General features: G+C 66.1%; 22 protein-coding genes. 5 read left to right on the forward strand and 17 right to left on the reverse strand.

Going from position 1 to position 25,632, the window contains the following annotated elements:
- Positions 1–59 precede the first annotated feature (59 nt).
- Positions 60–362 (reverse strand): hypothetical protein, encoded by a 303-nt coding sequence (locus tag QFZ60_RS18740; protein ID WP_307092437.1) that lies wholly within the window; start codon positions 360–362, stop codon positions 60–62.
- Between the two features lie 589 nt (positions 363–951).
- On the opposite strand from QFZ60_RS18740, the gene QFZ60_RS18745 reads away from it, so the two are divergent.
- Both QFZ60_RS18745 and QFZ60_RS18750 read left to right on the forward strand, forming a co-directional pair.
- Positions 952–1,818: an AraC family transcriptional regulator gene (locus QFZ60_RS18745; protein WP_307092438.1), complete on the forward strand. Its 867-nt coding sequence runs from the start codon at positions 952–954 to the stop codon at positions 1,816–1,818.
- Between the two features lie 175 nt (positions 1,819–1,993).
- Entirely contained in the window at positions 1,994–2,590 is a 597-nt protein-coding gene (locus tag QFZ60_RS18750; protein WP_373427727.1) for a DUF1349 domain-containing protein, read from the forward strand.
- A gap of 718 nt (positions 2,591–3,308) precedes the next feature.
- Here QFZ60_RS18750 and manD read toward each other — a convergent pair.
- From manD to QFZ60_RS18785, 7 genes are all read right to left on the reverse strand, one after another.
- Positions 3,309–4,538 carry a D-mannonate dehydratase ManD gene (gene manD / locus QFZ60_RS18755; RefSeq protein ID WP_307092440.1) on the reverse strand — a complete coding sequence of 410 codons (1,230 nt, stop codon included), beginning with the start codon at positions 4,536–4,538 and terminating at the stop codon, positions 3,309–3,311.
- Between the two features lie 47 nt (positions 4,539–4,585).
- Positions 4,586–5,605, reverse strand: a complete 1,020-nt coding sequence (locus QFZ60_RS18760) for a sugar kinase (RefSeq protein WP_307092442.1) — start codon at positions 5,603–5,605, stop codon at positions 4,586–4,588.
- On the reverse strand, positions 5,602–6,285 hold the full coding sequence (locus QFZ60_RS18765) for a bifunctional 4-hydroxy-2-oxoglutarate aldolase/2-dehydro-3-deoxy-phosphogluconate aldolase (protein ID WP_307092443.1): 684 nt from the start codon (positions 6,283–6,285) through the stop codon (positions 5,602–5,604). Before QFZ60_RS18765 ends, QFZ60_RS18760 begins: the two co-directional genes overlap by 4 nt.
- 5 nt (positions 6,286–6,290) lie before the next feature.
- Complete coding sequence (gene dgoD / locus QFZ60_RS18770) at positions 6,291–7,439, reverse strand: galactonate dehydratase (protein ID WP_307092445.1); 1,149 nt, start codon at positions 7,437–7,439, stop codon at positions 6,291–6,293.
- Between the two features lie 11 nt (positions 7,440–7,450).
- A complete protein-coding gene (locus tag QFZ60_RS18775) occupies positions 7,451–8,329 on the reverse strand; it encodes a carbohydrate ABC transporter permease (RefSeq protein WP_307092447.1) in 879 nt (292 codons plus the stop codon).
- Positions 8,326–9,279: a carbohydrate ABC transporter permease gene (locus tag QFZ60_RS18780; RefSeq protein WP_307092448.1), complete on the reverse strand. Its 954-nt coding sequence runs from the start codon at positions 9,277–9,279 to the stop codon at positions 8,326–8,328. Before QFZ60_RS18780 ends, QFZ60_RS18775 begins: the two co-directional genes overlap by 4 nt.
- A 122-nt stretch (positions 9,280–9,401) precedes the next feature.
- Positions 9,402–10,700, reverse strand: coding sequence for an ABC transporter substrate-binding protein (locus QFZ60_RS18785; RefSeq protein ID WP_307092450.1), 1,299 nt, complete (start codon positions 10,698–10,700; stop codon positions 9,402–9,404).
- Between the two features lie 138 nt (positions 10,701–10,838).
- On the opposite strand from QFZ60_RS18785, the gene QFZ60_RS18790 reads away from it, so the two are divergent.
- Entirely contained in the window at positions 10,839–11,585 is a 747-nt protein-coding gene (locus tag QFZ60_RS18790; RefSeq protein ID WP_307092451.1) for a FadR/GntR family transcriptional regulator, read from the forward strand.
- A 93-nt stretch (positions 11,586–11,678) separates the two neighbouring features.
- On the opposite strand, the gene QFZ60_RS18795 is transcribed toward QFZ60_RS18790, so the two are convergent.
- From QFZ60_RS18795 to QFZ60_RS18805, 3 genes are read right to left on the reverse strand one after another with little or no spacing between them, the layout of a single operon-like run.
- Positions 11,679–12,146, reverse strand: a complete 468-nt coding sequence (locus QFZ60_RS18795; protein WP_307092452.1) for a DUF3237 domain-containing protein — start codon at positions 12,144–12,146, stop codon at positions 11,679–11,681.
- Positions 12,143–13,888 carry a CocE/NonD family hydrolase gene (locus QFZ60_RS18800; protein ID WP_307092453.1) on the reverse strand — a complete coding sequence of 582 codons (1,746 nt, stop codon included), beginning with the start codon at positions 13,886–13,888 and terminating at the stop codon, positions 12,143–12,145. Before QFZ60_RS18800 ends, QFZ60_RS18795 begins: the two co-directional genes overlap by 4 nt.
- 20 nt (positions 13,889–13,908) lie before the next feature.
- Positions 13,909–15,294: an MFS transporter gene (locus QFZ60_RS18805; protein ID WP_307092457.1), complete on the reverse strand. Its 1,386-nt coding sequence runs from the start codon at positions 15,292–15,294 to the stop codon at positions 13,909–13,911.
- Between the two features lie 173 nt (positions 15,295–15,467).
- Between QFZ60_RS18805 and QFZ60_RS18810 the strand changes: the two genes are divergently transcribed.
- A complete protein-coding gene (locus QFZ60_RS18810) occupies positions 15,468–16,403 on the forward strand; it encodes a PaaX family transcriptional regulator C-terminal domain-containing protein (protein WP_307092459.1) in 936 nt (311 codons plus the stop codon).
- Between the two features lie 12 nt (positions 16,404–16,415).
- On the opposite strand, the gene QFZ60_RS18815 is transcribed toward QFZ60_RS18810, so the two are convergent.
- From QFZ60_RS18815 to QFZ60_RS18825, 3 genes are read right to left on the reverse strand one after another with little or no spacing between them, the layout of a single operon-like run.
- Positions 16,416–17,381 (reverse strand): alpha/beta hydrolase, encoded by a 966-nt coding sequence (locus QFZ60_RS18815; RefSeq protein ID WP_307092460.1) that lies wholly within the window; start codon positions 17,379–17,381, stop codon positions 16,416–16,418.
- Positions 17,378–18,370: an alpha/beta hydrolase gene (locus QFZ60_RS18820; protein ID WP_307092462.1), complete on the reverse strand. Its 993-nt coding sequence runs from the start codon at positions 18,368–18,370 to the stop codon at positions 17,378–17,380. The genes QFZ60_RS18815 and QFZ60_RS18820 overlap by 4 nt, the downstream gene beginning before the upstream one ends.
- A complete protein-coding gene (locus QFZ60_RS18825) occupies positions 18,367–21,084 on the reverse strand; it encodes an alpha-L-rhamnosidase (RefSeq protein ID WP_307092463.1) in 2,718 nt (905 codons plus the stop codon). The genes QFZ60_RS18820 and QFZ60_RS18825 overlap by 4 nt, the downstream gene beginning before the upstream one ends.
- A gap of 147 nt (positions 21,085–21,231) precedes the next feature.
- Between QFZ60_RS18825 and QFZ60_RS18830 the strand changes: the two genes are divergently transcribed.
- Complete coding sequence (locus tag QFZ60_RS18830) at positions 21,232–22,062, forward strand: IclR family transcriptional regulator (protein WP_307092465.1); 831 nt, start codon at positions 21,232–21,234, stop codon at positions 22,060–22,062.
- Positions 22,063–22,126: 64 nt separating this feature from the next.
- Here QFZ60_RS18830 and QFZ60_RS18835 read toward each other — a convergent pair whose 3' ends face one another.
- From QFZ60_RS18835 to QFZ60_RS18845, 3 genes are all read right to left on the reverse strand, one after another.
- The gene (locus QFZ60_RS18835) at positions 22,127–22,591 is read right to left on the reverse strand and encodes a phage tail protein (RefSeq protein ID WP_307092466.1); all 465 of its coding nucleotides are present in this window, start codon (positions 22,589–22,591) and stop codon (positions 22,127–22,129) included.
- A gap of 71 nt (positions 22,592–22,662) precedes the next feature.
- Positions 22,663–23,238, reverse strand: coding sequence for a hemerythrin domain-containing protein (locus QFZ60_RS18840; RefSeq protein ID WP_307092467.1), 576 nt, complete (start codon positions 23,236–23,238; stop codon positions 22,663–22,665).
- Between the two features lie 92 nt (positions 23,239–23,330).
- The gene (locus tag QFZ60_RS18845) at positions 23,331–25,619 is read right to left on the reverse strand and encodes a family 78 glycoside hydrolase catalytic domain (protein ID WP_307092469.1); all 2,289 of its coding nucleotides are present in this window, start codon (positions 25,617–25,619) and stop codon (positions 23,331–23,333) included.
- Between the last annotated feature and the right edge of the window lie 13 nt (positions 25,620–25,632).

Raw genomic sequence — 25,632 nt, forward strand, 5'->3', positions numbered from 1 at the left:
GACGTGTAGCGGGCAACTTCGCGCCGGCTTCCGGGACAAGCCCTTAGGACCGGAGAGTCCTAGTGAAAGGGAAGGTTGGAGCCTTGGGGGAAAGGCAGGACTCCCTGTGCCGGCGTCATGGTGACCCACTCGGCGCCCTGCTTGGTGGCAAAAATGATGACTCTTTCAGGGGTATCGAGGGGATCGCCGTCCGGGTAGGTCTCTCCTGCAGTGCAGGTCGGGGGCATGGAGGAGATGCGCAGGCTCCCCTCTCCGGGATCTCCCTTGAGAACCCGCTCGACTTCAACAAGGTGAGTGGTGGCTTTGGAGCCGTAGATTTTGGTCTCGCCGACCTGGACTTCAGGCTTTCCGATGAGGACCACAGGGGCGTTGTCGTATTGGTCCTGAGGAGTCTTAAACCAAACCCAGTCGACGCATGCTACGGGCCCGCCGTCTGTCACGGGGCTGCTGGCAGATCCAGGAGTTGGGCTCGCCGAATTGGCCGTCCGTTCCCCAGTTCCGGGTCCACCCGTCACCTCGCCGCCACCACATGATGTCAGCAGCACGGTGAGAAGTACGGATGGAACCAGGAATCGCCATAACCGGATGCTTTTCATCGCTGCCTCACAAGTGGACGCTGATCGGAGCATATAGGGGTTTCCTTTTGAACGCACCGCATCTTTTCCATCGGCTCGGTGTCTCGAAACCCCGCCCGCGAACCCAAGGTTTCAGACGGTTTGATGTGTAGCGTTTAGGGCACCCCGGCAGCGGGCATCTTTGCGGGCGGGCCTTACGGGAATTGTCGAGGATCGGGATGCCGCACTCCTCAAAGGAAATCATCCATCTGTCGCAGAGACCTGGCTGGGGACCGGCTTACGGGCGCTCTGCAAGGTGAGCGGCGATCGAATCGGACCGCAATAGTAGGGTGCGGGGTGAACAACACGGACAGGCTTGTAGTCGAAGGGGGGAACCGTGATCGCAGCGCTAAACCAACTCGTCGATTTCATCGATGGTCACCTCACTGAGGAGATCACCATTGATGACTTGGCGGTCAATCTCGGCATGACGGAGTACCACCTCCGCCGAATGTTCTCGGCGCTGGCCGGTATGCCGCTCTCCGAGTACGTCCGCAGGCGCCGAATGACGGTGGCTGCAGCGGACGTCCTCGGAACGGGCGAGCTGCTGGCAATCGCGGTGCGGTATGGCTACGGCTCGACCGAGGCTTTCAGCCGGGCATTCCGATCAGTGCATGGCGTCGGTCCCGGCGACGTGCGCCGGGACGGCGGACCCCTTCGCACGCAACCACAGCTCAGGTTCCGCCTGACCGTAGAAGGGAACACCACGATGGACACCCGCATCGCAGATCGGCCGGCATTCCGACTCATCGGCCGTTCGGCCCGTGTACCGCTTATTCATCACGGCCCAAACCCGCACATCCAGGCGCACATCGCCTCACTGCCAGCAGGAGAGCACGCCCGGCTGAAGGAATTGAGCAACACGGACCCCGCGGGCCTGCTCCAGGTGAGCGCCGACGTCGACCCGGACTACACGGAGGGCAGCGAACTGACCTACCTCCATGGTGTCGCCGTCACTGAAACGACACCGGTTCCCGAGGAGCTCGACGCGATCGAGGTCCCCGCAGGCACTTGGGCGGTGTTCCACGCCGAAGGGGCGTACCCGGCGGTTCTGCAGTCCACCTGGGCCTCCACTGCCACCGATTGGTTCCCGTCCAACCCGTGGCGGCTGCGCCCGGGTCCCTCGATTGTGGCAGTCCTGGATCGCGCCGCCGACTTCAGCACAGCGAGCTGCGAATTGTGGCTCCCGGTAGAACGCGCCTGACAGATCAGCCCGCCGGCAGGATATCCGGCGGGCACACGGCCCACTCTCCTACAGCGTTCGAGCGACCCATGAAGGATCGGTCAACGGGCAATCGCCGTCGTGTTGGATGTGCCACTGCTTGAATAGGGCTTACGGACTGAACGATCGACTTAGGGGATCTGACGTGACACAAGTGATAAAGGAAGCACACGATTCCTGGGACCGGGGAAGGTGGCGCAACCCGCCCGTGCGTGTCGTCGCTGATGGTCGGACTGTGCGGGTAACCGCAGCCGAGAACAGTGACGCGTGGAGGCACACCTCGTACGGCTTCGTCCATGACAGTGCGCATGCCCTGTTGGCACCGCTGCCCGCTGAGGGGGCCGTGGAGGTTTCATTCCTTCTCGATTACACCGAGCAGTTCGACCAGGCGGGGGTCTATCTGCACGTTTCGGACTCCGTCTGGATCAAGGCCGGTGTGGAGGTGTCCGACGGAGTCCCACAGGTTGGGGCCGTCGTAACACATGGGGTCTCCGACTGGTCGGTGGCACCTGTCCCTGAGTGGAGCAATCGGGAAATCACAGTGCGGCTGAGCAGGGCCGGTAACGCCGTCACCATCAGGGCCCGCGCCGGGGATGAGTCTTTCCGGCTCATCCGCGTTGCTCCTTTGGATGAAACAGTAAGTGCCGAGGCGGGCCCATTTTGTGCCTCGCCCACTCGGGCCGATCTCACGACCACCTTCACCCGATGGGTTGAGACCGATGCAGATGCAACCCTGCACCCTGAACACAACTAAAGCCGCAGCACTCATCCGTGAGTCGTACTGGGAGCGATGAAGGATCCCCCACCGGACGCCGCTGCAGCGGATACCTTCGGAGTAGATTTGGAGAATGAAAGAAAGGTTCGCCGATCGGGTGACCGTGCCTGATGTTATCGGGTTGCCATTCCACGTCGGCCGCGATGTGGCATGGGAAGCCGAAGTGAGCCTGGCGAATCCTGATCCGGACGGGCCACCCATCGGAGCCCTAGCTTGGCCTGGACTTTCTACATCACATCGCAACGTCCCGCCGCCGGTTCCATCGTCTATCGCTGGGATTCTGTGGCTGTCGAGGTTGTCGCGCACGGAGATGCGGAGTCCATCGCTTGGCTGAAGCGCCCTGATGCTCCGCCCGCGGATTCGGCCCATGCCACGACTCCGCAGCCCGAGCAACGCGTCGATCTGACGGAGACAGGGCCTGCATTGGAGTGACTTCGAGGGCACTAAGCATCGGGTTTGAATTACCGGCAAGGTCGAGCAACGTCGTCAGTCGTCCTTCCCGCTTCTTGGCTGAGTTCGGCATCGCTCGCTCTACGGTCTATCGTGCCATCCAAAGAGCAACGCCAACCCCGCCGAGGTAACAAATAGCGCCGCAAAAAGCCTGCACCAACTGCCAAACGTCACCGAGTGCTGAGTTATCCGCGGTAACGGGTGCAGTTGCACCTTGACGACAGACGCATTAGGCCGTTCCGGCTTACTACCAGTCGTGGACGGTGCCGTCGACCAGACGGTTGTAGGGCAGGTAGGCCTGCTGGTAGGGATAGGCGGCGGCGGCTTCTTCGTTGAATTCGACGCCGATGCCCGGCTTGTCGCCCGGGTGCAGGTACCCGTCGGTGAAGGTCATGGACTGCTCGAAGACCTCGTTGGTCTTGTCCGAGTGCTGCATGTATTCCTGGATCCCGTAGTTATGGATCGCCAACCCCACATGCAGCTGCGCCGCGAACCCCACCGGGGAAATGTCCGTCGGCCCATGGAAGCCGGACTTGATCTGGTACTGGGCGGCGAAATCCATCACCTTCTTCAACGGGCTGATCCCGCCGAAGTGGGTGGACGCGGCCCGGACGTAGTCGATCAGCTGTTCCTTGATCAGGGTCTGGTAGTCGTACACGGTATTGAAGATCTCCCCGATCGCCAGCGGCGTGGTGGTGTGCTGCCGCACCAGCCGCAACCCCTCCTGGTTCTCCGCCGGCGTGCAGTCCTCCAACCAGAACAAGTCATACGGCTCCAACGCCTTGCCCAGCTTCGCTGCCTGGATCGGCGTCATCCGGTGATGCCCGTCATGCAGCAACGGGATCTCCGGCCCAAACTCATTCCGCACCGCCTCAAACACCGTCGGCAAATGCCGCAAATACGCCCTGGTGTCCCAGTCCTCCTCCACCGGGAACGCACCCCGGCCGGCCGGTTCGTAGTCATACCGCTCCCCCGACGCCTGGGCCTGCGCCGCCACCCCGTACACGGCCTTGATCCCCGGCACCGCCGTCTGGATCCGGATCGATTTGTACCCCAGCTCCAGGTGCTCCCGGACCGAATCGAACAGTGACGGGATGTCCGCGCCGGACGCGTGCCCGTACGCCCGCAACCCGTTCCGGGACGCACCACCCAGCAGCTGGTACACCGGCATCCCCGCCAGCTTGCCCTTGATATCCCACAACGCCATGTCCACCGCGGCGATCGCCGCCATCGTCACCGGACCCCGCCGCCAATACGCACTCCGGTACAGGAACTGCCACGTATCCTCAATCCGGTGCGGATCCTTGCCAATCAGCAGCTGCGCCACGTGCTCCTTCAAATACGCGGCAACAGCGAGCTCACGCCCGTTCAAGGTGGCATCGCCAATGCCGGTCACACCATCCTCCGTGGTAATCCGGAGGGTCACGAAGTTCCGGGACGGACTGGTCACAAACACATCGGCGGCAACGATCTTCATGGCAAGCTTTCGGGTAGACGGGAAATTTCGGTGGGGTGGTGCAAGGGTCAGCGCTGGGTGCTGCCCCGGGCTGCGTCGAGCAGGGCAAGTTCCTCGCGGCGGGGCAGGCCTTCCCAGTCGCCGCGGGTGCTGACGGCGAAGGCGCCGGCCAGGATGCCGCGGTGCAGGCGCGCGGGGACGTCCTCGCCGTCGAGCAGTGCCGAAAGGTAGCCGGCGGTGAAGGCGTCCCCCGCCCCCACGGTGTCCACGGGGGTCACGGCGATGGCGGGTGCTTCGAGATGACCCTCAGCGGTGTGGACGGCCGCGCCGGCCGCACCGCGCTTCACCACCACTTCCCGGACCCCCAGCTCCAACAGGCACGCGGCCGCATGGGACTCGGCTGTCGCGGGCGCTGCCGGCCGGCTCCCCTCCCGGGGCGGGGCAACCAGGTCGAGTTCGTCGTCGGACGCAATGACGATGGCGGCGTGCCGGGCCAGCGGGCCAAGCACTGCCCTTGCCTGGTCCCGGGACCAGAGCTTGCTGCGGTAGTTCACATCCAGTGAGACCGGCACTCCTTCAGCCGCAGCGCGTTCCGCGGCGTACTCCACGGCATCCCGCGCTTCGGCGCTGAGCGCCGGGGTGATGCCCGTCAGGTGCAGGATCCGGGCACCGCCATCCAGGGCGGAAGCAACCTGGCTGCGCGAGATGGTGGATCCCGCCGATCCGGCGCGGTAGTAGAAGGCCCTGCTGAGGTCGGCGGTGCGCTGTTCCAGGAACATGACCCCTGTGCTGCGGTCCGGATGCACGCGGTGGTGCAGCTGCACGCCTTCGCCCCGCAGTTGCTTCACGATGAACTCGCCGTGCGGGTCCGCACCCACCGCCCCGGCCCAGGCCGCCGTGTGGCCAAGGCGCGCGACGCCGATGGCCACGTTCGATTCCGCCCCGGCCACCTGCATGTTCAGGACGCCGCCGTTCGCCAGCGGGCCGGCGGACCGGAGCGAGACCATGGCCTCACCGAAGGTCAGCAGGCCCACCGGGTGCGGGTCCGGCGTGTGCCCGGCCGGGCCGGTTGCGGCACCAGCCGTCACGCCCGGGTCCCGCTTCCCTCACGGGCCGCGAACTCGGCCGCGAGGCCGAGGAAACTGCGGGCACGGTCGCGCATGTCGGCGAGGTCGCCGCCGGAGGCTGCCGTGCCGAACAACGGACCGCCCAGGCCAACGGCGATGGCGCCGGCTTCCCAGTAACCGGTGGCTTCGCTGAGGCCCACACCGCCCACGGCGATGAAGGGGATGTCCGGGAACGGGTCGCGGACGGCTTTCAGGTAGCCGGGCCCGCCGATCGAGGCCGGGAAAAGTTTGATGGCGGTGGCCCCGCGCTCCATCGCTTCGTACGCCTCGGTGGGCGTCAGCGCCCCGGCCAGGACCGGGATGCCGGCCCCGGCAGCCTCACTGATGGAGGGGGCCAGGGAAGGAGTCACGATGAACTGGGCGCCGGCAGCGGTGACGTGTTCGACGTCGGCCTGGCTCAACACGGTGCCGGCGCCAACGAAGCAGCCGGCCGGGGCAGCCGCGCGGACTTCGCGGATGGCCTCCAGCGCGTTGGGCGTGGTGAGGGCGATCTCCACGTATCGGAAGCCTTCCTCCATGGCCGCCAGCGCTGCCTTGGCTGCAGCACCGCCGTCGTTCCCGCGGACGATCCCGACAAGCCGCGCCTGACGGATGCCGGCGAGCAGGCTGGCAGAGGTAACAGCTGAATTTTCGAAAGTCATGGGGTTCACCATTCTGCGAAGGATCCGTCGGGGTGGCGCCATACCGGGCCGCGCCAGGCATGGCCGCGCTTGTCCGCGGCCCGGACCACGGCTTCGTCGATTTCGACACCAAGCCCCGGGCCGGTGAGCCGCTCGATGTGGCCGTCAACGAACTTAAAGGGGGTCTTGTCCACCACGTAGTCAAGGACTTCGGCGCCCTGGTTGTAGTGGATGCCGATGCTTTGTTCCTGGATGAGGAAGTTGGGCGTCGCGAAACCCACCTGGAGGCACGCGGCCAGCGCCAGGGGCCCCAGCGGGCAGTGTGGCGCCAGCTGGACTTCATATACTTCGGCCAGGGCGGCGATCTTCCGAACCTCCGTGATGCCGCCGGCATGGGAGAGGTCCGGCTGCGCCACCGCAATGCCTGCCTGCAGTGCCGGCAGGAACTCCTGCCGGTTGTACAGCCGCTCCCCAGTGGACACCGGGGTGGTGGTGGAGGCGGTAAATTCACGGAGCAGATGGGTGTTCTCCGGAACCACTGGCTCCTCAAGGAAGAAGGGCCGGAACGGTTCCAGCAACGGGGCCACGCGCCTGGCATTGGCCAGGCTGAAGCGGCCGTGGAAGTCGACGGCGACGTCCCGGTGGTCGCCCAGGACCTGCCTCGCTGCGGCAACACGGCGGATGACGCCGTCGATCTCCGCCACCGAAGCCACCGGGCTCATCCGTCCGCTGGCGTTCATTTTAACTGCGGTGAGACCCACCTCGAGCTGGGCGCTAATCTGGTCCGCCACCTCGTTCGGCTCGTCGCCGCCCACCCAGCCGTACATCCGGATCCGGTCCCGCACGTGGCCGCCAAGCAACTGGTGCACGGGGGTGTTGAAGTGCTTGCCCGCGATGTCCCAGAGGGCCTGGTCCAGCCCGGACACGGCGCTGGCCAGGATGGGTCCGCCCCGGTAGAAGGAGCCCTTGGTCATGACCTGCCAGTGGTCTTCGATCCGGAGGGCGTCGCGGCCGATGAGGAGTTCCGAGAGTTGCCCGACGGCGGTACGCACCGTTTCGCTGCGGCCCTCGCAGGTTGCCTCGCCCCACCCCACGATGCCGCTTTCGGTTTCAATCCGGACGAAGAGCCAACGGGGGGCAACGAGGAAGGTCTCAATCCTGCTGATGAGTGTCATGTGTCCGAGCCCTAGCCCTTGGTGGCGCCGGCGGTGAGGCCGGAGACGATGTACTTCTGCGTGAAGAGCGCAATGATCATGATGGGGATGGTGACAACGGTCGCAGCGGCCATCAGCCCGCCCCAGTCGATGCTGGCATAGGAGACGAAGTCGAAGATGGCCACAGGCAGGGTCTTGGTCTTGGAACCCGAGAGCACCAGGGCGAACATGAAGTTGTTCCACGAGAAGATGAAGGACAGGATGCCGGCGGTCGCGATGCCGGACACCGCCAGCGGCAGCGTGATCAGCCGGAAGGCACCGATTGGCGTGAGCCCGTCCACCTCCGCCGATTCCTCCAGCTCCAGAGGCAGCGAGTCGAAGTAGCTCATCATGATGTACACGATCAGCGGGAGGGCCACGAACATGTGGCTGAGGATCAGCACCTCGAACTTCCCCACCATGCGGAGGTTGGAGAACACGTAGTACCAGGGCACCAGGAGTGAGACGCCCGGAATGACGCGGGCCATCAGGACCACCAGCGCCGAGCGGTGCATAGTGAACCTGCTCATGGCGTAGGCGGCCGGGACCCCCAGGACGATGGACAGCGCGGTGGAGACGAAGGCCACCCAGAAGCTGTTGAAGATGAACACGAAGTAGTTGTTGCGCTGCAGCACGTTGGCGTAGTTCTCGAAGGTGGGCGAGAACAGCAGGGCCTTGCCGGTGTCGTAGATGTCCACGTTGGTCTTCAGCGACGCCAGGAGCATCCAGAACAGCGGCGCGAGCAGGAACAGCACCACGAGGATGAGGGCGACAACCCGGAAGACTTTGTAGGCGCGGGTGGCGAGGGGCTTGCGGCGGCGCCGGGTCCGGTTGTTTGCCGCGGTGGCGGCGGAATCCGTCATGACGGTCATTTGCTTACCGCTTTCTTGCGCATGGTGAGCAGCCACATGGTGCCGATGATGATCATGAAGAACAGGATCAGCACCGCCGAGGAGAGCCCGTACTGGTTGTAGTCGAAGCTCAATCCGTAGGCGTAGACGTTCAGCGTCTCCACTTCGTGGAACGAGCCGCCGCCCTTGCCCTTGGTGGCGTAGAGGATGTCGAAGGTCTTCAGGGCATCGATGCCGCGCAGCAGGATGGCCACGATCACGGTGGGCATCATGAGCGGCAGGGTGATGAAGAAGAACCGCTGGAAGGCGTTGGCGCCGTCCACGCGGGCGGCCTCATCCGGTTCATCGGAGAGCGAGGTCAGTCCGGCCAGCAGGATCAGGACCACCATGGGGGTCCACTGCCACACGTCCATGAAGATGGTGGTGCCCAGGGCCGTGTCCTGCCCGGACAGCCACGGCTGGGGCGGGATGCCCAGCATGCCCAGGAGCTGGTTGGCGAAGCCGATGTTGGGATCGAAGATCAGCCGCCACATCATGCCGACCGCCACGGGGGTGGCCACCAGCGGGAGCAGGATGGCCACGCGGACCCACTTTTCACCGCGGAAGGGCCGCCACAGAAGCAGGGCCACGCACATACCCAGCACCACTTCGAAGGCCAGCGCCACACCCGTGAAGGCCAGGGTGCGGCCCACGGCGGGCCAGAAACGCTCGGTGTCGGTGAGGACCGTGATGTAGTTCTGCAGCCCGATGAAATCCGTGGCGGCCCGGACGGAGCCCTGGGAGTCGGTGAGGCTGAGGTACACGGTCCAGGCCAGCGGAAAGACGATCAGGACGCCGACGAAGATCATGGCCGGTGCCGCGAAGAGCCATTTGCGGTGCCGGTTGGCCCAGGCGGAGAAGTGGCCCCCGGCACCGACGGGCCCACTGGGCCGGCGGGTGCCGGCGCTGCGGGGAGGGTTCAAGACAGACATGGTTCACCTAAGGAGTTGGGGGTGAAGTGGACCGGCGAAGTGGGCCGGTGAAGTGGGCCGCGCCGGGACGACTTTCGGGCCGTCCCGGCGCGGATGTTCGGGCACGGTGGGTGCCCGGCGTCCTACTTCTTTTCGCTGTCCAGGAAGGTCTGGAAAGCAGTCTGGGCGTCGTTGGCCGCAGCAGCGGCGTCCGCGCCGGTAATGGAGGCCACGATGGGGGCACCCACGATTTCGCGTGCCTTGCCAACGGTGACAACCTCGGGCCGGTCGTGGCCCACGCCGTTCTTGGCGCTGGCGGAGATGGCCTCGGCGAGGTCCTTCGGGTAGGTGGAGGTGCCGTCAGGGTTGGACCAGACGGACGTGCGCGGACCCGGGACGCCGGCCTTCTGGGCCGCCAGGGTGCGTTCCTTGCTGGTTGCCCACTGGATGAACTTCCAGGCGTTGTCCGTGTTGCTGGAGTTCTGGTTTACGCCCAGGGCCCAGGAGGGGATGTTGTACGGCTTGGAACCGGCGGGACCGGCGGGCAGCGGGGCGAATCCCACTTTGTCGGCAACCTTGGACTTGGCGGGGTCGGTGGCGTTCTTGTAGAGCGAATCGGCCTCAGTGTAGAAGGCGGCGCCGCCCTGGGTGAAGATGGCCATTGCCTCCGGCCAGCTCATGTCCGTGCTGACGTTGGCGGGACCGTAGTTGCGGATCAGGCCGCCGTAGTAGGCGTAGGCCTTCTTGGCGGCATCGGTGTTGACGGAAGCCTTGCCGCTGGAGTCCATGAAGTCGCCGCCGAAGCTGTACAGGAAGCTGGAGAACTGGGTTACCGCGGTGGACTTGCCGGTGCGGGCTACGAAGCCGGCGGTGTCAGGGGAGGAAGCCTTGATGGCCTTGGCTGCCGCTTCCAGTTCCTCCATGGTCTTGGGAACCTGGAGCCCTGCGGCCTGCAGCAGGTCCTTGCGGTAGTAGAGGACCTCGCGCTCGGTGATGATCGGAACACCAACCACCTTGCCCTCAACGGTGGTGGCCTTGACCGGGCCCTCCTGGTAGTCCTTCCAGTCCCAGCCCGAATCCGACGAGACGTTCTTGGTCAGGTCCGCCAGGTAGCCGTTCTTGGCGAACGCCTTGCCTTCCTGCAGCGGGCGGTACATCATGACGTCGATCTCGTCGCTGCCTGCGTTGAGCTTGACGTTGTACTGGTCCGAGAGCTGGTCCTCGCCGAGCTGGGTCAGCTCTACCTTGAGCCCGCTGGACTTCTCGAACTCCGGAATGGCGGCCTTGATGCCCTCGGTCCAGACGTGGTTTGCCAGGGTGACACGGACGGTCCCGGACTCCTTCGCCTGGTCGCTGCCGCCTCCGCCGCCGCTGCAGGCGGTCAGCCCCAGCGACATTGCCGCGGCAACTGCCGCGTACTTCACAATTGAACGCCGCTTCATTACGACTCCCTTTGCCTTTCGGGCCCGCAGCTTCGCGGGCGGGTGACAGACGCCTCGTTACGTCTGTTGTGTTTAGCGAGCATAAACAAATAAGGCAGACATATACAAGACCTGGCTATCCCCCGATATGATTTATTCATGACCATCCCAAAGGCGGCGTTGTCCCCTGACCTGCATTCATCGCTGGTCGAGAACCTGGGGCTCGCCATCGCCGAGGGAACCCTGGCACCGAATTCAATCCTGCGACTCGATGAGCTGGAGGCGCACCACAATGTGTCCCGCTCCGTGATCCGGGAGGCCACCCGCGTCCTGTCCTCCATGGGCATGCTCGAATCACGCCGGCGCCTGGGCACGGTGGTCCAGCCGGAGGCCAGCTGGAACCTCTATGACCCGCAGGTGATCCGGTGGCGGCTGGCATCGGCCAAGCGGCTGGAACAGCTGCGGGCACTAAACGAACTGCGTGGCGCCATTGAACCGCAGGCAGCCCGGCTTGCCGCCGAACGCGCGTCCCTGGACCAGGCCAGCGACCTGGTTTCCATGGCCGCCCGGCTCTGGGCCGCCGGGCAGCGGGGGGACCAGGACGACTTCCTGCGCCTGGACATCGAGTTCCATGCCGCGGTCCTCAACGCCTCCGGCAACCTCATGTTTTCGCAGCTTCACAAACTCGTGGCCGAGGTGCTGGCAGGCCGGACCCAGCACGGCCTGATGCCCCACCTTCCGGACCATGAGGCGCTGCAGTTGCACGTGGACGTGGCCAGCGCCATCCAGCGCGGCCAGGCAGCGGCGGCGCACGCCGCCATGAGCCGGATCGTGGAACAGTCCACCGAGGAGATGGGGGACATCTGGTCCAGCAGCCATGCTTCGGTGGCCGGAGAGCAGCCCTAATCCCGGCTAAGCCGGGTGCCGGCAGCGCCGCGGACGTCAGTGGCTTTACGCCCGCCGGGCACCTGCCAGCTCGTCCCTGCCGTGCCGGCGCAGCTAGCGGACGATGAAGACTGCAATCCTCACGAAATCGGGGAACCGTTCCCCGGTGCCCACGGCGACGATGTGGTTCAGCCATGCCCACTCTTCGGAGGCCGTGGAGAACCTCAGGGAGCAGCGGAAGTAGATGGCGGCCGGATCCACCCGTTCGCCGCGGTTCAAGCGTGCAAGGTCGCTTGCCGAGCCGTGGCGGATCGCGCTGTTGTGCACATGGATCAATGGCCCGTCATCGGTTTCGACGATGTAGCGGGCATCGAGTTCGGTCAGTTCCGGGCTGTGAAGGACCTGGAAATCCGCGCCGCCAGGCAGCACCTTGCCGCTTAATGTGGGGCCAACCATCGTTCCACCCGTGATGGGGACGATCCTCCGGTGGCCGGTGGGGGCGGGGCCAACATCAGTGGGTGGTTCCACCGCCACGTTGAGCTCCATCAGGAACTCCAGGCGCGGCGGAACAGGCGTTGTCACAACATCCCCACCGTCAGGCGGCTGGGGTAGGAGGCGCCCACATGGATGCTCTGTTTGGCGCTCACGGCAACTCCCGACTCGTAGGCCAGCTTGCCGGTGTTCAGGTTCCGGTCCCAGCGCGGGTGACAGCTGGAGGTCACCTGCACGCGCAGGCGCTCCCCAGGCGCAAAGGTCAGTGCCGTCTCCCAGAGGCTAACGGTGTACTCGTAGACTTTCCCAGGCTCGATAGGCGACTGGGGATGCCCTTCTTTGAACAGGCCGGTCTCCGCATAGGCCTCCCGCCAGGACGCCCGGACAATCCCGTCTGCGATTCCCAATGAAACCTCGTCCTCGGAAACCTTGCAGAGCCGGACCACCCAGTCGGTATCCACCGCGCTGGATGAGGCAAACAGCGTGGCGGTGACAGCCCCGAAAATGGTGGTGGCCTCTGTAAAGGGCTCGGTGGTGAAGACGGCGACGTCGGCCCGCGCCTCCACGGCGTCCTGGCGAGCGGGACCGGCGGGGAAGGCCCCGGCCAGCATGGTGGCTCCTCCCGTGGTGGGTACCGGATCCAGGGGATCGTATACATAGTCGACGGCGCCGTCCTCCGCGGCATGGTCAAGCAGCGCCCCCTCCGAGGAAAGGAACCATGATCGGTGCCGTGAGGGGGCCGGCAGCTCATCAAAACCACGCCAGCGGTTCTCGCCCAGGAAATACAGCAGCACCTTGGGGACCGCGGCGATGGCCTCTTCGTCACCTTTAAGGACCGCGTCGAACCACGCGGCGTGGAGGGACGAAAGGTCTCCACGGCCATCGACAATGCCGGAGGAAGCAGCCGCCCCAAAGTGGATGTCCGCATACCCGCCTGAGAGATTGGTGTGCGTCCACGGGCCCAGGATGAGGCGGGGCGCAGTGCCGGGGCGGGTTTTGCTGAGGGCAGCCTGGCGGCGGTACTGGTCCAGGGTGTTTGGGGCGAAGATATCGAACCAGCCGCCGATGTGCAGGGTTGGCAGCGGCAAGGCAACCGCGGAGGCGGCATCCCACAGCCGGCAGAAGCCGCTGCCCGGACCCTCGCCTGCGGATGGCATCACCTGGTCCCTAACGAAGGTGCCAAGGCGGCGTTCAAGGTCCCGCAGCGGCAGGACGTCATAGCAGGAACCATCCGCGAAACCGGCGTCCAGATCCAGCCACGCCTTGAATTCCTTCCCGCGCCGCTCGGGATCATCACCATGTTCACGCATCAGTTCATTGAGGGAAATGGAGGCATGACCCCAGGCGAGGCGGCTTCCCAGTTCGTAGGCCCCGCCCCGGTACAGGGCGCCGTTGTTGGCGTTGCCGCCCGCAGAGACACCCGGAGCCAGGGCCCTAAGCCCGGCCGGGGCGTTCCGTGCGGCGCGCCATTGGGTTTCAGCGAAGTAGGACCGGCCCCACATGCCCACCAGGCCGTTGGACCAAGGAAGGCGGGCGGCCCACTCCACTGTTGCAGCGCCGTCGGACGCTTCATTGACCGAAGGCTCGAACCTGCCGTCGGAGCCGAACCTCCCGCGGCAGTCCTGCATCACCACCACATACCCGGCCGCCGCGACCGTTACGGGATTGAAGTAGGCCGAGTTGACCGCCAGATCCCGTCCGTATGGTGTGCGGGTCAGCAGCACCGGAAAGGTTTCACCCGGCGCTTCAGGCCGGTAGACGGTGGAGCGCAGGATGGTTCCGTCGGTCATGGTTGCTTCAACATCGCCTTCGACGACGACCGGGTAGCGCACGTGCGTGCCTTTCGTTTGGGTTAGGGCTGGGTTTTTGCTGAGGCGGCCCGGACGGGCCGCTTGCCGAGGTCTTCAGTCCTGGTCCGATAGGTCTCCTTGACCCACACGGCGGTCACGACGGCGGAGACGAGGCAGCAGGCGGCCGTGAAGGCAGCAACGGGCAACCAGCCGTCGGGGCCGGGCTGGACGATGGCGGCGGCAATGGCGGGCGCGAAGCCGGTGACGACAAGCCCCAGTTGGGAGGCAGTGGCTGCTCCCGTGTAGCGGATCCTGGTTTCGAACATTTCCGCAGTCATGGAGGGGCCAAGCGGGTTGACCATGCCGTAGCCCACTGTCATGAAGAGGATGGCCGTGGCGAAGATCAGCGGGATGGAACCGGTGCTGATGGACCAAAAGAAGGCAAAGACTGCCGCCGCGCAAACAAGGTTGCCGGTAATGAACACGGGCTTGCGTCCGATCCGGTCCGCCAGGATGCCGGCGTACGGCTGGACGATGATGCCCAGGGCTGCGGTGACGATGGTGACGGTGAGCATGACGGCCGCCGGGACCCCGAGCTTGCCGGCGTAGGCCAGACCGAAGGCGGCAAATACCGAGGAAACAACGCTCCAGAGACCGAAGAGGATCACCTTGAGGATGGTGACCCAGTGGTCGCGCAGGACCACCTTGATGGGGAGTTCGCGCTTCTGATCCTCGTCCTTGGCGGCCTCGAACACCTCCGATTCTGGGAGGCGCAGCCGGATGTACAGGCCCACTGCGACAACCAGGATGCTGGCAAGGAACGGCAGGCGCCATCCCCACCCGAGGAGATCCTCCTGGGGCAGGAGCGACACCGCGAGAAATGCCAGCGATGCCAGCATGATGCCGGCCACCGCGCCTGTATTGACCCAGCTGGCATAGAAGGCCCGCTTCTGGGAGGGGGCGTGTTCCATGGTCATGGTAACGGCGCCCACGGACTCACCCGCTGCCGAGGCTCCCTGCAGAGCACGCAGAAGGACCAGAAGGACGGGCGCAGCGGCACCGATGGCGGATACCGGCGGAAGGCAACCGATCAGGAACGTGGCTACCCCCATAAGGACCAGCGTCAGGACCAGCATTTGCCGGCGGCCGATCCGGTCACCGAAGTGGCCAATCACCCCCGCAGCCAGGGGCCGCACCACATAGCCGATGCCAATGGTGGCCATGGAAAGGACCATGCCCAAGGCGGGGTCGATGCCCGGGAAGAAGATCTTGTTGAAGATCAAGGCCGAGGCTGAGCCGTAGATGAAGAAGTCGTAGTACTCGAGGGTGCTGCCGTTGAAACTGGCCACGGCGGCCCGGCGGGCGTTTTTCGTGCCCTGTTCGGTTGATGTGGGAACTGATAATGCGTCCGGGGACAACGGCGTCACCGGAGTGGGACCTGCGGTCATTGCGGATCTCCTGGAAATTTACGGGGTTAGCAGGCGCCTGCTGGGGGACTGTCGCGCCCGGTGCACTGTTGTGGGCCGGATCACTGCCTAGATGCTATGCGTATCTACTCACGATCGTCAATAAATCTGCAAAATATCTTCAACCGCACGTGCCGGGCCTGAGAAGATGGACCGTGACCTTAAAGCCCCCTACCTCCCCCGGTGACCTCGCCAACGCCCGGATTGCCGCCGAACAGGTCAATTTCCCGAGGCCGCTGAAGGGTTCGGCGTCCCAGCATCTGGTGGTGACAATGCTTGCCGACTACTGGCGGGGCTCCACCGCCTGGCTGCCGTCCCGCCTGATTGTTTCACTGGCCGGGTCCTTGGGCGTCAGCTCCTCTGCGGCCTCAACCGCATTGAGCCGCCTGGCCGGGCGGCACGTCCTGGAGCAGTCGAATGCAGGGCGCACGTCCCGTTACCGGTTCACACCGGAAGCGAAGGCCCGCCTGGAGATCGGTGTGGGCCAAATCGGCGGCTTCGGCTCCGAAGAGCGCCGGTGGGACGGGATGTGGACGGTAGTGGCCTTCACCGTGCCTGAAAGCTCACGGGAAATGCGGGAACTGCTGCGGAGCCGGCTCAAATGGCTGGGCTTCGCCCCCCTGTACGGAGCCGTATGGGTTTCGGCATGGAACACCGCGAACGAACTGGAAGACTCCTGCCGGCACCTGGGGGTGGAAAACTATGCCATTTTCCGCACACCCGAGGCGGAGCTGCGCGGCCGACCGCTGATTGAGGCATGGGACTTGGAGGATGTCCGGCGGCAGTACGCACCATTCATCGACACCTACGGCCAGAAAGCCCGGATGCTCTACCCACAACAGCTCAGCGGGGCGGAGGCCTTCAGGCTGCGGACCGAGGTTATCAATGCGTGGCGGGCGTTCCCCTGGGAGGACCCCGGGCTGCCGCCGGAACTCCTGCCCCGCGAATTTCCGCTGTTCGAGGCGCGCCGGATTTTTGTCACCCTGTACAACTCACTGGCGGACACCGCCGCCGCATACGTGGAGGAGACCGCCGTACGGCTTGCGCCTGAACTTGCTGGGGAAATCCAGGCCTTCCGGGTTACGGCGTAGAACCCTCAGCAGCTATGCAGGCCGTACCGCCGCCAGTTCCCCGGCCAGGAAATCCAGCGCGGGCCTGCCTTCAGGAAGGCCTGCCGTGTGGTTGAGGTGGCCGTGCACCCCGCCTTCCGCGAGGAAGTAGGACACCGGAACCCCGGCCCGCTCCAAAGCGGAGGCAAAAAGCTCGGTGGAGCCGCGGGCGTCGTCGTACTCGCATGCAAGGAGAGCCGTGGGCGGAAGCCCGGCAGGGTCGGCGCAGCCGGGCATCGCGTAGGACGATGCCATGCTGACAGGCCCGCCCACATAGTTCTCCGCCGTCCGGATGCAGTCCTCCACCGTGAACCGCAGGTGCCTGGGCAGCCCGGCCATGACCTCAGGGTCCAGTCCCCCGGCGGGCGGCGGCAGTTCCGCGTGCAGGAAGGGGTAGGCCAGCAGGAGCTTGGCGGGCAGCGGCTTCCCGGCGTCTATCAGGTAGAGCGCGGCGCCCACGGCCAGGTTGCCCCCGGCACCGGCACCGCCCAGGCAGAGCAGGTCCGGATCCAGGCCCAGGGATTCGGCGTTCTCCCGGGCCCAGAACCAGCCCGCCAACGCGTCGTCGTGCGGGATGGGGAAGGACACGCCGTCGCGGGCCAGCCGGTAGTCCACGGACAGCACCGGCGTGCCGTGGTGCGCGAGCACCCGGGCCAGGTAATCGGATTCCGGAATATCCACGCTGCCGCTGACGAATCCGCCGCCGTGCAGCCACACCAGGGAAGGACTGTCCGTGCCCGCCCGTTCGCCGTAGATCCGGATGCCCACTGGTCCGTGGCGCCCGTCGGCGGTCACGGTGCGGATAGGGACGTCCGGGCCCGGCGAGCGCACGGCGTCAGGGTTCAGGAACTGCGGCCCTTCCGGGCTGGCCAGGTACTCGGCGAAACCGGCGGCGGTCTCCCCCTGGGTGCTCCGGGAGAGCCCGGCGGACCCCGCGGCTGATTCTGTCCGGGATGTCATGGTGTTCCCAGCTTCCGTGAGAAGTAGTCGACGGCGGTGGCCAGGATGGTGTCCAGCTGGTCCTCGGCGCCGAAGAAGCAGTGGTCCCCGCCCTTGATGGTCACCACGTGGTGTTCCACACCAGCCTCGGCGAGCGCGGCGGCCAGGAGGTCGGTCTGCGAGTGCGGGACCAGGCCATCCGAATCGCCGTGGACCAGGAGGAACGGTGCGGCGTCAGCGGTCACATAGCTGACGGGACTGGCCGCGGCCAGCAGTTCGCGATCATCCAAGCCGCCCACCAGCATGTTCTCCGGCTGCAGTGACCTCCCCGGCGGAACAGCGGCCGTCAGCGCCGGGGGAAAGAGCCCGCCAGGGGTGTTGATGGGGGGAATGTCCACGAGGGAGGAAACGCCGTAGAAGTCGACGACGGCGCTGACGCTGCTCGGGTGCCCCTGCGCACCGAGTCCGCCTTCCAGGTCGCCGCGGTTGCCGGTGAGGCCCAGGAGCGCCACCAGGTGGCCGCCGGCGGATTCACCCCAGGCACCGAACCGCTCAGGGTCGATGTTGAGGCCAGCGGCGAATTGCCGGAGGTAGCGGACCGCGGCTTTGAGGTCGTGGAGCTGCGCCGGGAACGGGGCTTCCAGGGAGTGCCGGTAGTCCGCCGTGGCGCACGCAGTGCCCGCCTGGTTGAGCAGCCGGAACACGGAGTCGGGCGCGAAGGTGGGCGGCAGTTCCCGGCGGTCGCCCAGCTGGAACGCGCCGCCGTGCACCCAGAGGACCAGCGGGGTAGGGCCGGCAGCCTTGCGGGGCAGCCAGATATCCATCTTCAGGGGCCGGAACCCGATGGCCCTGGCGTAGGTGACCTCACGGTAAACCGAGGAGACGTCCGAGATATGTTCAGGGGTTCCCGGCGCATCGAAGACGGGGAACGGCGGAACCTCCCTGTCTCCGGGCCTGGAAATGTCAGGACGGGACGGGTCCGTTACGTCGGTAGCGTTGTCCACTGTCATAGTGTGCTCCTCATCAGTTCAGGTTGTGCGGTGTCCCCGCCGGTTGCGGCAAGGAAAGTATGGTTTCCGGGCCCGACGACGGCGGCCGGCTCGCCGGGCAGCCTTACCTCCGCGGTGGTGCCGGAGGGGATCGTGGCACTGAGCGTCAGCACGCCGTCGTCCCTCCCCCACTCCACCCCGAGCAGGCCGCGCGGCCCGTGGTGCGTTGTGGACGCGGACGTCAGGCCGGCGCCGGGGCGCGGCTCGATGATGATGCGCTCCCAGCCCGCGCTGCCGGGAGCCTGCCGCAGCCCCGCCGTGTAGCGGTGCAGGAAGGAAACCACGGCGCCCTTGCTGTAGTGGTTGAGCGACTGGTGCGCGGTGCCGTTGGCATCGATGCCGTTCCACAGCTCCCACACGGTGGTGGCGCCCCGGTCCACCATGGTGAGCCAGGACGGTTCGGAGTCCTGCATCAGGAGTTCGTAGGCGAGGTCCGGTTCTCCGTTGTCAGCCAGGGCCGGGAGCAGGTATGGCGTGGCCAGGAACCCGGTGCCGAGGTGCGTGCCGGCGTCGCGGATCAGGTCCACCAGCTGTGCGGTGATTGCGGGGCGGTGCCCGGGGCTGACGAGGTCGAAGGCCAGGGCACGCACGCAGTTGGCCTGGGTGGCATGGGTGACGCGGCCGGAGGCATCAAGGTATTCCCTCTCCCACGCGTCCCGGATCCGGCCTGAAAGCTCTGCCAGCTCGGCGGCCTCCGCGGCCAGGCCCAGAATGTTGGCGATTCGGCCCATCAGGTCCGTGGTGTGCCGGTAGTAGGCGGTGGCCACGATTCCGTGATCGGCGCTGCGGGCGGCGAAAAGATCAGGTTCCGGCCCGTCCGGTTCCATCCATTCGCCAAAGTGGAAGCCGGTGTCCCAGAGGTACTGCTCGTGCGGCGCAGGGGCGGGCCTTGCGGCAGCGCGGGCGGCGTGGCGCTTGTTTTGGGTGGTGGTGCGGACAAAGCCCAGCCAGCGCTGCATGGCCTCCCAGTTCTCGGCGAGGATCCCGGGGTCCCCGGAGGCGAGGTAGACCTCCCACGGCACCATCACGACCGCGTCACCCCAGCCGGCGGAGCCGTTGGTGAAGCCCATGAACTCAGCCGAGGTGATGGCAGGTCCTGGGGACGGCGAGATGTTGGCGATGATCCCGTTGTCCCACTGGTCTGCCCGCACATCGCGCAGCCACTTCCGGGAGAAGCCCGCGACGTCGTACAGGTAGGCGGCGGTGGGGACGAACAGCTGCCAGTCCCCGGTCCAGCCGGCCTTTTCGCGCTGCGGGCAGTCGGTGGGAACCTCGCAGGAGTTGCCCAGGAAGCTCCATTCAACAATCTCGTGGAGCTTGTTCAGCCGCCCATCACTGCAGTGGAAGTCGCCGATGCGCTCCAGGTCGGTCCGGACCAGGCAGCCGGTGATGTCCGCCGGCTGCAGGTCCTCCCGCTGGCCCTGGACGGAGACGAACTGGAAGCCATGGGTGGTGTGCCGGGGTTCGAAGACTTCGCCCTCGGCCCCGGAGGTGATGACGGTGTCCACCTGTCCGGCGTCGCGGAAAGCGCCCGGCAAGCGGAAGTCGAGGGGGCGCAGGTGGTCCCGGGTGACGTCGCCGTCGTCGCCGAGCGATTCACCGTATTCCAGGGTGACGGTTTCGCCCGGCGGCCCGAGCCTGGTGAGCCGGACCCAGCCGTGGATGTTCTGGCCGAAATCCACCACCTGATTGCCGTTGGGCAGCCGGGTGATGGACGCCGGCACAAGCTCCTGTGTCACCCGGGTGGGCGGCGCGAGCGGTCCAGCCAGTGCGGTGAAACTGCTGGGACGGACGACGGCGTGACGCGGCTTTGGTGCGCGGGCACCAGTGCCGCCGGTGCCCGCGTGGGGCGGGCTCCCGCCGTCGGCCTTCCTGAAATCGACGCGCTGGCCGGTCATGAGGTCGGCACTGACGATCTCCGTGGCGGACACCAGCCACGAGCCGTCGGTGCCGATGACCTGCCTGCCGGCCGCGGACTCAATCTCGAGCTGCGCCAGGAGGGCTGTGTGCGTTCCGTACATGTCGGCGTCGCGCGTGTACCCGAAGGTGCCGCGGTACCAGCCGTCGGTGAGGACGGCGCGGATGATGTTGCTGCCTTCGCGGAGCAGCGTGGTGACGTCGTGGGCCTGGACCTGGAGCGTGGTGTTGTAGCTGGTGGAGCCGGGGGTGAGCTGCTGGTCGCCCACGCGGTGGCCGTTGATGAAGAGCTCGTAGATGCCGTGGGCGGTGACGTAGGCGCGGGCCTTGTGCGGGGCGGCCGGGAGCGTGAAGGTCTTGGTGAGGGCACAGCCGGGCCGCTCCCCCGGGGAGGGCACTTCAGCTTCCTCGGGCCCGATCCACTGCGCCGTCCAGTCCGCTGCATACAGCAGGCCCAGCTCCACGGGCATTGGTTCAGACCAGTCGCTGGTGGTTTCGGTGCCGTGTTCGTCGGTGTTCCAGGTGCGGACCCGCCACTCGACCCGGTCCCTGGACTGCAGTGCCGGGCCGCTGTACGGGATGCCGCTGCAGGCGCACGACGCAACCCTGCCCGTGTCCCAGCCGTTGTCCGCGGTGATGCGGTAGGCAGTCTGGCCGGCGGTTCCGGCGGGCGGCGTCCAGCTGAGCCGCGGCACGGTGATGGTCAGTCCCATCGCCTCGGACAGGTGCTCGGCCCGAAGCCGGGTGGGGGCGGTCATGCGGCAGGACTCCTGGAGGGCGGTTGCTGGGAGTTCCAGCTTCGTTTGCCGTCACTTCCCCTCCACAGGGTTCTTTCAATGGTTGGAATAGTATTGTGGTTCAGCTCACTGCCATTGCAGCTATCAACGGCGCTAGGAACTCCTGCCATGACTGTTACTCCGGAAACGGACACCGCGCCGGCCCGCGGAAAACGGCCCAAACAGGGCGAGCCGGTGATCGATCGGGCCCTGAGCCTGCTCGCCGTCTTCTCCGACCGGCGCCGTGCACTGACCCTGTCCGAACTGGCGCGCTACGCGGACATGCCCGCACCCACGGCGTTGCGGCTGATCGCCCGACTGGTGGCCTGGGGTGCCTTGGAACGGCTCGATGACGGCCGGTACGTGGTGGGGGTCCGGCTGTGGGAGGTGGCGTCGCTGTCACCGCGCGGACACGGGGTGCGGGAAATCGCGCTTCCCTACCTGGAGGACCTGTTCGAAGTTACCCGGCACCACGTCCTGCTGGCGGTGCGGGACAACGAGCAGGCGGTGCTGATCGAACGGCTGTCCGGGAAGGACGCCACAGAGGTGGCGTACCGGGTGGGTGGACGGGCGCCGCTGCGGTCCACTGCCATCGGCCTGGTTCTGTTGGCCGGCGCGGACCAGCAGTTCCAGGAAACCATCCTGAAGCGGCCGCCGGAAAACGAGCCGGGCGTGCCCGAGATGCCGGAAGGCCAGCTGCGCAGGACACTTTCGGATGTGCGTCGCACCGGCATCGCCATGATCCGCCGTACCGTCCCGTCCCGGACCGTCTCTGTGGCGTCCCCGATTTTCGATGCCCAGGGCTCCGTGGTGGCGTCGCTGTCCATCGTGGTTCCGGACGGGTCCACTCCCCCGAACGTGCTGGCCCCGGCCGTCCGCGCAGCCGCCCGCGCCGTCTCCAGGAACCTGGGACACCAGGCTGTTGTCAGTGCCGACGCGCGGACACACTCGCAGGGGTAGGCCGCGGGGTGGGCCGGGCAGGCTACACCAGCGTCTGACGCTGGGCACAGCCACCGCCTGCGGGTCAGTACTCGCCCTTGATCACAAAGTACGAACCGCGGATGGTGCCGGCGAGCTTGGACTTCTGGCGTGCGAACTTGAAGCGGGATGCCAGCTCCTCCGGAACGTCCATTCCGTCGGAGAGCTTGAACCCGACAGCCCGCTTGCCGCCGTCCTCGAGAGCGTACATGACGTTGATGGACAGCCCGGATTCGTAGAACACGTAGGTCATCCGCAGCCCGTCCACTTCGAAGGCGGAGACCTCAATCGGCTTGGAGGCAATCACCAGGTCGCGCTCCGTGGACAGGATGTTGTTTACGTATTCCACAACGTCGGGAGCGTCTGCGGCCGGAGTGACGGTGAAGTCGTGGTCGTACTTGTTCTTGTAATACCGCGCCTCATTGGCCCGCAGCCCGGCCAACGCATCCGCCACCGGTGACGATTCCAGACCAACAGTGGACACGTTCTTGAAATCAACGGTGTACGGCATGAGTCCTCCTGGGAACGGGTCTTTCGCCCATCCTCGCAGACCCATGCCGCCAACCGCAGATTTCCCTCCGGCTACGAGTCGGTGTGCCTGCCGGTGAGTTTGTCCAGGATCCGGTCCACCATACCGACGCCTGGTCCCACGGTCTTGTGGAACAGCTCTGAATGCGGTGCGCTCGGGTGCGGCCTGGTGGGTGCCAACTTCTTGGCCCTTTCCACCTTTTCCCCGATGTCGACGAGTTTTTCACGGGGGATGTGAAGGCGGAGCTTCGGGAACTGTTCGGTCTCCTCGTCGTTGGCATGGTGGCTCAGCTGTGCCTCAAGCTCATTGACCAGGTCCAAGAAGCCTGCCTCGGCGGGTTCCGCCTTCTCCAGCCGCTTCATCAGCTCGACGATCTCCTGGTGCTCCTTCTTGTCATGTTCCACTTCGTCATGGCCGTCCGGCACATGGTCTTCAATGGCCGGGTAGACGTACATTTCCTCGGCCACGGCGTGGCGCATGACTTCCGCGATCAGGGTGTCCGCCAGGTCCCTGCGCTGGGCCTCATCCGAGGTGCCCTTGATCTGTCCGATCAGCGCGATCATGTCCTGGTGGTCGCTGGTCAGGATGTCCACGACGTCCGTGTTTCCGGCGGAATTGGTATCACTCATGAGCTGGCACTCCTCCTGGGATGGCGGCTGTTCAAGGCGTAAGACGGTCAAAGTACCACGCGGCAAACAGCGCGATCCAGAGGTAAAACCCCCTATGCCCCCGCAGGGATGGCCACGGCGGCAGAAGCGCTGAAGCTGTGCGTGCCGCCCCCAACTGAGTGCCGCTCACCGTCCGGAAGGACGACGTCGGCCGCCACCCCGTCAGGTATCGTCGCCTCGAGCCGGAACTCGCCGCCGTCGTGCTTCCATTCCACACGGACCTCACCGTGCGGGGTTTTCAGGGAGGTCCTGGCCCAGTCGATGCCAGCGCCTGGCTGCGGGGCGATGAGCACCTTGGCGTAGCCCGGGGCCAGCGGCCGGATGCCACCAATGGCCTTGTGCATCCAGTCGGCCACGGCCCCCAGGGCGTAGTGATTGAAGCTGGTCATCTCGCCGGGGTTGATGGTGCCGTCCGGGAGCATCGAGTCCCAGCGTTCCCAGACGGTGGTGGCACCCATGGTCACTGGGTACAGCCAGGACGGGCAGCCCTCCTCGAGCAGCAGCCGGTACGCCTCGTCCACGTGCCCGGTGTCGGTGAGGGCGTGGGTAATGAAAGGTGTGCCCGCAAACCCGGTGGACACCCGGTAGCCGTTGTCCCGGACCAGCTCCGCGAGGCGGTTGCCGGCGAACCCGCGCAGCTCCGGCGTGGCCAGGACATCGAAGGCGATGGCCAGGGCGTAGACGGTGGTGCAGTCGCTGCGGATGGTGCCGTCGGCTGCCACGTAGTGCTCGGCAAAGGAGGCGCGCACCCGGGCGGCGAGCGCCTCGAAGTACGCCTCGTCGTCGTACTTCCCCAGCAGGGCTGCAGCCTGTGCGGTGATCCGTACCGTCCGGTACATGCAGGCCGTGGCCACTACGCCGGTGTCCGCCTTGGCCGCCCATGGCTGATCCGGCGCGGCATCCGGGTCCAGCCAGTCGCCGAACTGGAAGCCGGAGTCCCACAGCCCGGTGGCTGACAGCAGGCCCTCCACCCGGCGGGTGTGCGAGGCCATCGATTCATATTGGTTCTCAAGCACGCTGAGGTCACCATAGGCCTCCCACAGCGCCCACGGGACCCAGACGGAAGCCTCACTCCAGAGCGCGGAGGACTCCGGCGCCGGGAATTCGGCCGGTTGCGGGCAGTACTTGAGGGCGTCGGGAACGGTGATGGGCACCAGGCCGTCCTGCGCCTTCTGTTCCGCGGCAAGGTCCAGCAGCCAGTCCTGCAGGAAGTCCTTGACGTCGTACAGGTAGGCGGCGGTGGGGGCGAACACGGCAATGTCGCCGGTCCAGCCCAGCCGCTCATCGCGCTGCGGGCAGTCCGTGGGCAGGTCCAGGAAGTTGCCCCGCAGCCCCCAGACAATGTTGCGGTGCAGTTGGTTCACCAGGTCATTGGAGCATTCGAACGTACCGGTGCGCTCCAGGTCGGAGTGGACCACCACAGCCTCCACGTCCTCCTCCGTGAACTCCCCGGGCCAGCCGGTGATTTCGGCATAGCGGAAGCCGTGGAACGTCTTGGTCGGCTCAAAGAAGTCCTCCGCCCCGGAGAGGATGAACGTGTCCGTGGCCTTGGCCGACCGCAGGGGCCGGGCGCCCAGCTCGCCGTTTTCCAGGACCTCGGCGTGCCGCACGGTAATGCGGCTTCCGGCTTCGCCCCGCACGGTGAACCGCAGCCAGCCCACCAGGTTCTGGCCGAAGTCCACCAGCGTCTTGCCGGTCGGTGAGGTGAAGACGTTCGTGGGTTTGACGACGCCGGCACGCACCACGGGCGGGCCAACAGGCTCTGCCAGCCGGCCGCCGTCGAACGCGAGCTCCCGGACGCCCGTCCAGTCAGCGCCGATTGAGAAGCCGGGCTCCGCCCAGCCCTCCTGGCGGCGCCGGGCGTCGATGGTCTGGCCGTCATAGAGGTCGTTGAAGGTGGTCGCGGAGGGACCTGCCTGCCAGGTGGTGTCGGAAGCGACAGACTGCACGTGCCCGTCGTCGAACTCGATGTCCAGCTGCCCGAAGAAGCCCAGCTCGTTGCCGTACAGGTTGGACATGCCGTGCCAGGCGAGCCGTCCGCGGTACCAGCCGTTGCCCAGTTCCACCCCGATCACCGTGGCGGGACCCACCAGTGAGGTGACGTCGTAGCTGCGGTGGCGGAGCCGCCACTCGTAGGAGCTCCAGCCAGGACTCAGCACGTCGTCACCCACCGGGGTGCCGTTGATGACCGCCTCATAGACGCCGAAGGCGGTGGCACGGAGCGTCGCCTTCACCACGCCGCCGTGCCCCTCCTCAAGCGTGAACTCCTTCCGGAGCAGAGGGGCGCCGTCGAAGTCCTGCCCGGGGGTGATCATGGCGGCGAGCCAGGGAGTGGAAGTCATGGAAGGAGGGTTC

The sequence above is a fragment of the Arthrobacter sp. B2I5 genome (assembly GCF_030816735.1).
Taxonomy (GTDB): domain Bacteria; phylum Actinomycetota; class Actinomycetes; order Actinomycetales; family Micrococcaceae; genus Arthrobacter.